Genomic DNA, 6,354 nt, shown 5'->3' on the forward strand with positions numbered 1-6,354 from the left:
AGAACACAGATGAGCAAGCTGCGCGTGGCCGTTCTCGGCGCCAAGGGACGCATCGGGTCCGAGGCGGTACGAGCCGTGGAGGCCGCCGACGACATGGAGCTGGTGGCCGCGCTCGGCCGCGGGGACTCGCTGGAGGCCCTCACGGAGAACGGCGCCCAGGCGGTCGTCGAGCTGACCACACCCGCGTCGGTGATGGAGAACCTCGACTTCTGCGTCCGCCACGGGATCCACGCCGTCGTCGGCACCACCGGCTGGACCGACGAACGCCTCGCGCAGCTGAACACCTGGCTCTCCGCGTCCCCGGAGACCGGTGTGCTCATCGCGCCGAACTTCTCCATCGGTGCCGTCCTCACGATGAAGTTCGCGGAGCAGGCCGCCCGCTACTTCGAGTCCGTCGAGGTCATCGAGCTCCACCACCCGAACAAGGCGGACGCCCCCTCCGGCACCGCCACCCGCACCGCCCAGCTCATCGCCGCGGCCCGGGAGAAGGCGGGCTGCGCACCGCAGCCGGACGCCACCGCCACCGCCCTGGACGGGGCACGCGGCGCGGACGTCGACGGCGTCCCGGTCCACTCGGTGCGGCTGCGCGGCCTGCTCGCCCACCAGGAGGTCCTGCTCGGCGGCGAAGGCGAGACCCTCACCATCCGGCACGACTCCCTGCACCACAGCAGCTTCATGCCGGGCATCCTGCTCGGCACCCGCCGCGTGGTGACCACTCCCGGCCTCACCTTCGGCCTGGAACACTTCCTCGACCTGAACTGACTGGGCCCAACCCCATGCGCGCAAAGCTCACCTACGCCGTCACCGCCGCCGTCCTGGTCTTCTACTTCGTCCTGGCCGGCAGCCGCGGCGTCCTGCTCATCCGGCACGGCACGCTCCTCACGGTCACCTTCGGCGTGGCCGTGCTGATCCTGCCGCTGATCGGCGTCTGGTTCCTCTGGAAGAACACCCAGTTCGTCCGCAGGGCCAACGCCCTGGCCGCCGAACTGGACGCGGAGGGCGGCCTCCCCGTCGACGAGCTGGTGCGCACCCCGTCCGGGCGGATCGACCGCGACTCCGCCGACGCCGTGTTCGTACGGCGCCGGGAGGAGACCGAGGACAGCCCGGACGACTGGCGCTGCTGGTTCCGGCTGGCGGTCGCCTACCAGGACGCTCGGGACACCCCGCGCGCCCGTAAGGCGATGCAGCGCGCCATCGCCCTCCACATGGGCAAGCCGGTACGCGCCTGAGCGGCGCCGTACCGGCTTGTGAGGTGTCTCCGCGGCTCCTGGAGAGCCCCGGGGGTCAGTCCCTGCGGTATTCGCCGCCCCAGGCCTCGATGGAGTCCGTGGCCCGCTCGAACGCCTCGGCGCGGGCCAGGAAGTCCGCGTTGTGGTCGGTGACCAGCGGCGCCAGCGGCTCGCCGCCCTTGCGCACCACGATCAGGGCCTGACCCTGGACCGTGCGCGGGAAACCGAGCCACTTCACCGGCTGCTGCACCGTGCGGACCGCCGCGGCGTCCCCCCACCGCACGGTGGTCGTACGGAGGAAGCCCACCCGCCGTACGCCGTGCCGGCTCACCCAGGCACCGACCCGCAGCAGCCGCAGCGCACACGCGATCACGACGCCCGCGACCACGAAACACACCGTGGCGCCGGACAGCGATCCGGCGAACGTGATGATCATCGCGGCGAGCAGCACGAAGGACGCGAGCAGCAGCAGGGTGGCCGCCGCCGCGACCCGCCACGGGCCGGGGCGGTAGGGCCGCCGCCAGCTGTCATGGTCGTCGAACGGCAGCGCGATGTCCTCCGCGTCCGCGTCGAATGCGCGGTCGGCCGTCAGAAAGGGCAGGGGCACGACTGATCCTCACTCACAAGCACGCTCGATTGCTGTGCCCGGTGAGGCTACCGAGCAGCCCCCCGGCCGACCACCCCAGGGGGCCCGTACGGGTCAGCGGTGCTGGGAGGCCTCGGACGTCTGGCCGTGCGACGGCGTCCGGTCGGTGTCGAGGGCGGGCAGACCGAAGAGCAGCGAACCGGCGAAGCCGGCGATCAGCGTCAGCCCTACGAGGGAACGGGCGGCCAGCTGGGAGCGCGTGGCGCGCCGACGGGGAGGCGGAGTGACATTACTGCGGAACCGGTCGGCCTCGGCAACGAACGAGAACGGGACGGATTCACGCCGGCGGAACATGAGGAAGCTCTCCTTGAACTCTGTGACGGGTGCTGCTAATGAGTCAGACGTACGAGAGGCCCGATCGGTGCCCCGAATCGCCGTACTCGTCGAGGAAACTCCACGAACGGCTGCCCGGGAGCGCCACTCGCATGCCCGGCCGGCCCGGCCCGTAAAGTGGTCGCCGCCCAGCGCCACCTCTGGAAGGACCCCTGTCGGTGACCGACACCCCCCAACCCGCAAAGCCCCACTTCCGCAGTGACGTCACCGTCGAGCTGGTGAAGAGCGACGCGCGCGACGCGGACGTGCTCTTCGCCGCACGGGTCTCCACCGCCGGCGAGCAGTCCCTGGAAGAGGTCACGAAGGACCCCGAGCGCTCGAAGGGGCTCATCAACTTCCTGATGCGGGACCGGCACGGCAGCCCGTTCGAGCACAACTCGATGACCTTCTTCATCAGCGCCCCGATCTTCGTCTTCCGCGAGTTCATGCGGCACCGCGTGGGCTGGTCGTACAACGAGGAATCGGGCCGCTACAGGGAGCTCGAGCCGGTCTTCTACGTCCCGGGCGAGTCCCGCAAGCTCATCCAGCAGGGCCGTCCCGGCAAGTACGAGTTCGTCGAGGGCACCGAGGAGCAGTACGACCTCACGACCCGCGCCATGGAGGACTCCTACCGGGCCTCCTACGAGGCCTACCAGGAGATGCTCGCCGCCGGCGTCGCCCGCGAGGTCGCCCGCGCGGTCCTCCCCGTCGGTCTCTTCTCCTCGATGTACGCCACCTGCAACGCCCGCTCGCTGATGCACTTCCTCGGGCTGCGCACCCAGCACGAACTGGCCAAGGTGCCGTCGTTCCCGCAGCGCGAGATCGAAATGGTCGGCGAACAGATGGAACAGCACTGGCAGAGCCTGATGCCGCTCACTCATGCCGCCTTCAACAAAAACGGACGGGTAGCCCCGTAGGCGGTGTCCGTATTGCGACGTTTCGTGAAGTTCATCTAGGCTGATCAAACGGACCCGGCACTGCTTGAACCCCCGAGCAGGCAGTGCCGGGCTCCTCTTCCTCGTCCCCCCGAGGGGGCACGGCGCTCCGAGCAACGAGTAGCGTGTTACCCATGGCTCCGATCTCCACTCCGCAGACCCCCTTCGGGAGGGTCCTCACCGCTATGGTCACGCCGTTCACGGCGGACGGCGCACTCGATCTCGACGGCGCCCAGCGGCTCGCCACCCATCTGGTGGACGCAGGCAACGACGGCCTGATCGTCAACGGCACCACGGGCGAGTCCCCGACCACCAGCAACGCGGAGAAAGACCAGCTCGTACGGGCTGTGCTGGAAGCCGTAGGAGACCGGGCCCACGTCGTCGCGGGCGTCGGGACCAACGACACACGGCACAGCATCGAGCTGGCCCGCACCGCCGAGCGCACCGGCGCACACGGCCTCCTCGCGGTCACGCCGTACTACAACAAGCCGCCGCAGGAGGGCCTCCTCCGGCACTTCAACGCCATCGCGGACTCCACGGACCTCCCGGTCATGCTGTACGACATTCCGGGCCGCAGCGGTGTGCCGATCGACACAGAGACGCTCGTACGACTCGCCGAGCACCCCAGGATCGTCGCCAACAAGGACGCCAAGGGCGACCTGGGCCGCTCCAGCTGGGCCATCGCCCAGTCCGGCCTCGCCTGGTACTCCGGCGACGACATGCTCAACCTCCCGCTGCTCTCGGTCGGCGCCGTCGGTTTCGTCTCCGTCGTCGGCCACGTCGTCACCCCTGAGCTGCGCGCGCTCATCGAGGCCCACCTCGGCGGCGACGTACAGAAGGCCACGGAGATCCACCAGAAGCTGCTCCCGGTCTTCACCGGGATGTTCCGCACCCAGGGTGTGATCACCACCAAGGCCGCACTCACCCTGCAGGGCCTGCCCGCCGGTCCGCTGCGCCTCCCTCTGGTGGAACTCACTGCCCAGGAGACGGCCCAGCTCAAGATCGATCTGGCTGCCGGTGGGGTACAGCTCTAACCACGGACTTCACAACTGAATACGCGAGGACACTCGCGGCGGAAACACCACCTGACAACAGCAAGTGCACGAATGACATGCGCGCCACGTGCCCTCAGCGGTACGTGGCGCGCGTGGTAAGGAGAGTCTTTTGAGTCATCCGCATCCTGAACTCGGTACCCCGCCGAAGCTTCCCAAGGGCGGCCTGCGGGTCACCCCGCTGGGCGGCCTGGGCGAGATCGGCCGCAACATGACGGTCTTCGAGTACGGCGGCCGCCTGCTCATCGTCGACTGCGGTGTGCTCTTCCCGGAGGAGGAGCAGCCCGGCATCGACCTGATCCTTCCGGACTTCACCACCATCCGGGACCGCCTGGACGACGTCGAGGGCATCGTCCTCACGCACGGCCACGAGGACCACATCGGCGGTGTCCCGTATCTGCTCCGGCTGAAGCCGGACATCCCGCTGATCGGCTCCAAGCTGACGCTCGCGCTCATCGAGGCGAAGCTCCAGGAGCACCGGATCCGTCCGTACACCCTCGAGGTGGAGGAGGGCCAGCGCGAGCGCATCGGTGTGTTCGACTGCGAGTTCATCGCCGTCAACCACTCCATCCCGGACGCCCTCGCCGTCGCCATCCGCACCCCCGCGGGCATGGCCGTCGCGACCGGTGACTTCAAGATGGACCAGCTCCCGCTGGACGGCCGTCTCACCGACCTGCACGCCTTCGCCAGGCTGAGCGAGGAAGGCATCGACCTTCTTCTCTCCGACTCGACGAACGCCGAGGTCCCCGGCTTCGTTCCGCCCGAGCGCGACATCTCCAACGTCCTGCGCACGGTGTTCGCCAACGCGCAGAAGCGCATCATCGTGGCCAGCTTCGCCAGCCACGTCCACCGCATCCAGCAGATCCTGGACGCCGCCCACGAGTACGGCCGCAGGGTCGCCTTCGTCGGCCGTTCCATGGTCCGCAACATGGGGATCGCCCGCGATCTGGGCTATCTGAAGGTGCCCGCCGGGCTGGTCGTCGACGTCAAGACCCTCGACGACCTGCCCGACGACGAGGTCGTGCTGGTCTGCACGGGCTCCCAGGGCGAGCCGATGGCGGCCCTCTCCCGTATGGCCAACCGCGACCACCAGATCCGGATCGTTCCGGGCGACACGGTGATCCTGGCGTCGTCGCTGATCCCGGGCAACGAGAACGCGGTCTACCGCGTGATCAACGGCCTGACCCGCTGGGGCGCGAACGTCGTCCACAAGGGCAACGCCAAGGTCCACGTCTCGGGCCACGCCTCGGCCGGCGAGCTGCTGTACTTCTACAACATCTGCAAGCCGAAGAACCTGATGCCGGTGCACGGCGAATGGCGCCACCTCAGGGCCAACGCCGAGCTCGGCGCGCTGACCGGCGTGCCGAAGGACCACATCGTCATCGCCGAGGACGGCGTGGTCGTCGACCTCGTCGACGGCAAGGCGAAGATCGTCGGCAAGGTCCAGGCCGGCTATGTGTACGTCGACGGCCTCTCGGTCGGCGACGTCACCGAGACCTCCCTGAAGGACCGCCGGATCCTCGGTGACGAGGGGATCATCTCGGTCTTCATCGTGGTGGACAGCTCGTCCGGCAAGATCGTGGGCGGCCCTCACATCCAGGCCCGCGGTTCAGGCATCGACGACGGTGCGTTCACCGCGGTGGTGCCCAAGGTCGAGGACGCCCTCAACAAGTCGGCCCAGGACGGCGTGATGGAGCCGCACCAGCTCCAGCAGCTGGTCCGGCGCACGGTGGGCAAGTGGGTGTCGGACACCTACCGCCGGCGTCCGATGATCCTTCCGGTCGTCGTCGAGGTCTGACGCGAGGGCCGGACCACGGTCCGGCCCGTTGGCCGCCGCAGGCCGCCAACCAGGAGCGGGGCACCCCGATTTGCATCGGGGCGCCCCGCTCCAGTACGTTTGCCATTCCGCCTGAACGGGAAGCCCTCCACGCACATGTGCGCCGGGAGCCCTTCGAGGAGGCGGGAAATCCGACTCAGAATCTCTGATAATGTCGGGTCCGCCGAAAGGCAAAGGCCACTCCACAGGCCACCGGAATCAAATTCGGACCGGAAACGGAACGGAAAAGAGTCTGGTAAAGTTGGAACCGCCGGAAAGGGAAACGCGAAAGCGAAGAACTGGAAAGCGAATCAGCAGGAACCCGCTTCGGCCGGGAATCGGACACGAAAGAGTCTGATAGAGT

7 protein-coding genes are annotated in these 6,354 nt (G+C 68.5%); 5 read left to right on the forward strand and 2 right to left on the reverse strand.

Annotated elements, in window-relative coordinates:
* The first annotated feature begins 9 nt into the window (after positions 1-9).
* Both dapB and ACZ607_RS17725 read left to right on the forward strand, forming a co-directional pair.
* A complete protein-coding gene (gene dapB / locus ACZ607_RS17720; RefSeq protein WP_469735565.1) occupies positions 10-762 on the forward strand; it encodes a 4-hydroxy-tetrahydrodipicolinate reductase in 753 nt (250 codons plus the stop codon).
* A gap of 14 nt (positions 763-776) precedes the next feature.
* Positions 777-1,229 carry a tetratricopeptide repeat protein gene (locus ACZ607_RS17725; protein ID WP_099177847.1) on the forward strand — a complete coding sequence of 151 codons (453 nt, stop codon included), beginning with the start codon at positions 777-779 and terminating at the stop codon, positions 1,227-1,229.
* Positions 1,230-1,284: 55 nt separating this feature from the next.
* Here ACZ607_RS17725 and ACZ607_RS17730 read toward each other — a convergent pair whose 3' ends face one another.
* Together ACZ607_RS17730 and ACZ607_RS17735 are read right to left on the reverse strand one after the other, a co-directional pair.
* Complete coding sequence (locus ACZ607_RS17730; protein ID WP_469735566.1) at positions 1,285-1,836, reverse strand: hypothetical protein; 552 nt, start codon at positions 1,834-1,836, stop codon at positions 1,285-1,287.
* Between the two features lie 93 nt (positions 1,837-1,929).
* Positions 1,930-2,169, reverse strand: coding sequence for a hypothetical protein (locus ACZ607_RS17735; RefSeq protein WP_469735567.1), 240 nt, complete (start codon positions 2,167-2,169; stop codon positions 1,930-1,932).
* Positions 2,170-2,366: 197 nt separating this feature from the next.
* Here ACZ607_RS17735 and thyX point away from each other — a divergent pair, with 197 nt between their 5' ends.
* The 3 genes from thyX (at position 2,367) to ACZ607_RS17750 (ending at position 5,972) form a co-directional block, all read left to right on the forward strand.
* Positions 2,367-3,104, forward strand: coding sequence for an FAD-dependent thymidylate synthase (gene thyX / locus ACZ607_RS17740; protein WP_469735568.1), 738 nt, complete (start codon positions 2,367-2,369; stop codon positions 3,102-3,104).
* 152 nt (positions 3,105-3,256) lie between these two features.
* Positions 3,257-4,156, forward strand: coding sequence for a 4-hydroxy-tetrahydrodipicolinate synthase (dapA, locus tag ACZ607_RS17745; RefSeq protein WP_319654946.1), 900 nt, complete (start codon positions 3,257-3,259; stop codon positions 4,154-4,156).
* A gap of 130 nt (positions 4,157-4,286) precedes the next feature.
* Positions 4,287-5,972, forward strand: coding sequence for a ribonuclease J (locus tag ACZ607_RS17750; RefSeq protein WP_469735569.1), 1,686 nt, complete (start codon positions 4,287-4,289; stop codon positions 5,970-5,972).
* Positions 5,973-6,354: the final 382 nt, after the last annotated feature.

The organism is Streptomyces sp. NPDC104381 (genome assembly GCF_055583745.1).

What these genes read in the sequence shown, in the direction of transcription:
- ACZ607_RS17735 (WP_469735567.1), bottom strand. Translation starts at nt 2,169, where the DNA reads ATGTTCCGCCGGCGTGAATCCGTCCCGTTCTCGTTCGTTGCCGAGGCC.
- ACZ607_RS17725 (WP_099177847.1), top strand. Translation starts at nt 777, where the DNA reads ATGCGCGCAAAGCTCACCTACGCCGTCACCGCCGCCGTCCTGGTCTTC.
- dapA (WP_319654946.1), top strand. Translation starts at nt 3,257, where the DNA reads ATGGCTCCGATCTCCACTCCGCAGACCCCCTTCGGGAGGGTCCTCACC.
- dapB (WP_469735565.1), top strand. Translation starts at nt 10, where the DNA reads ATGAGCAAGCTGCGCGTGGCCGTTCTCGGCGCCAAGGGACGCATCGGG.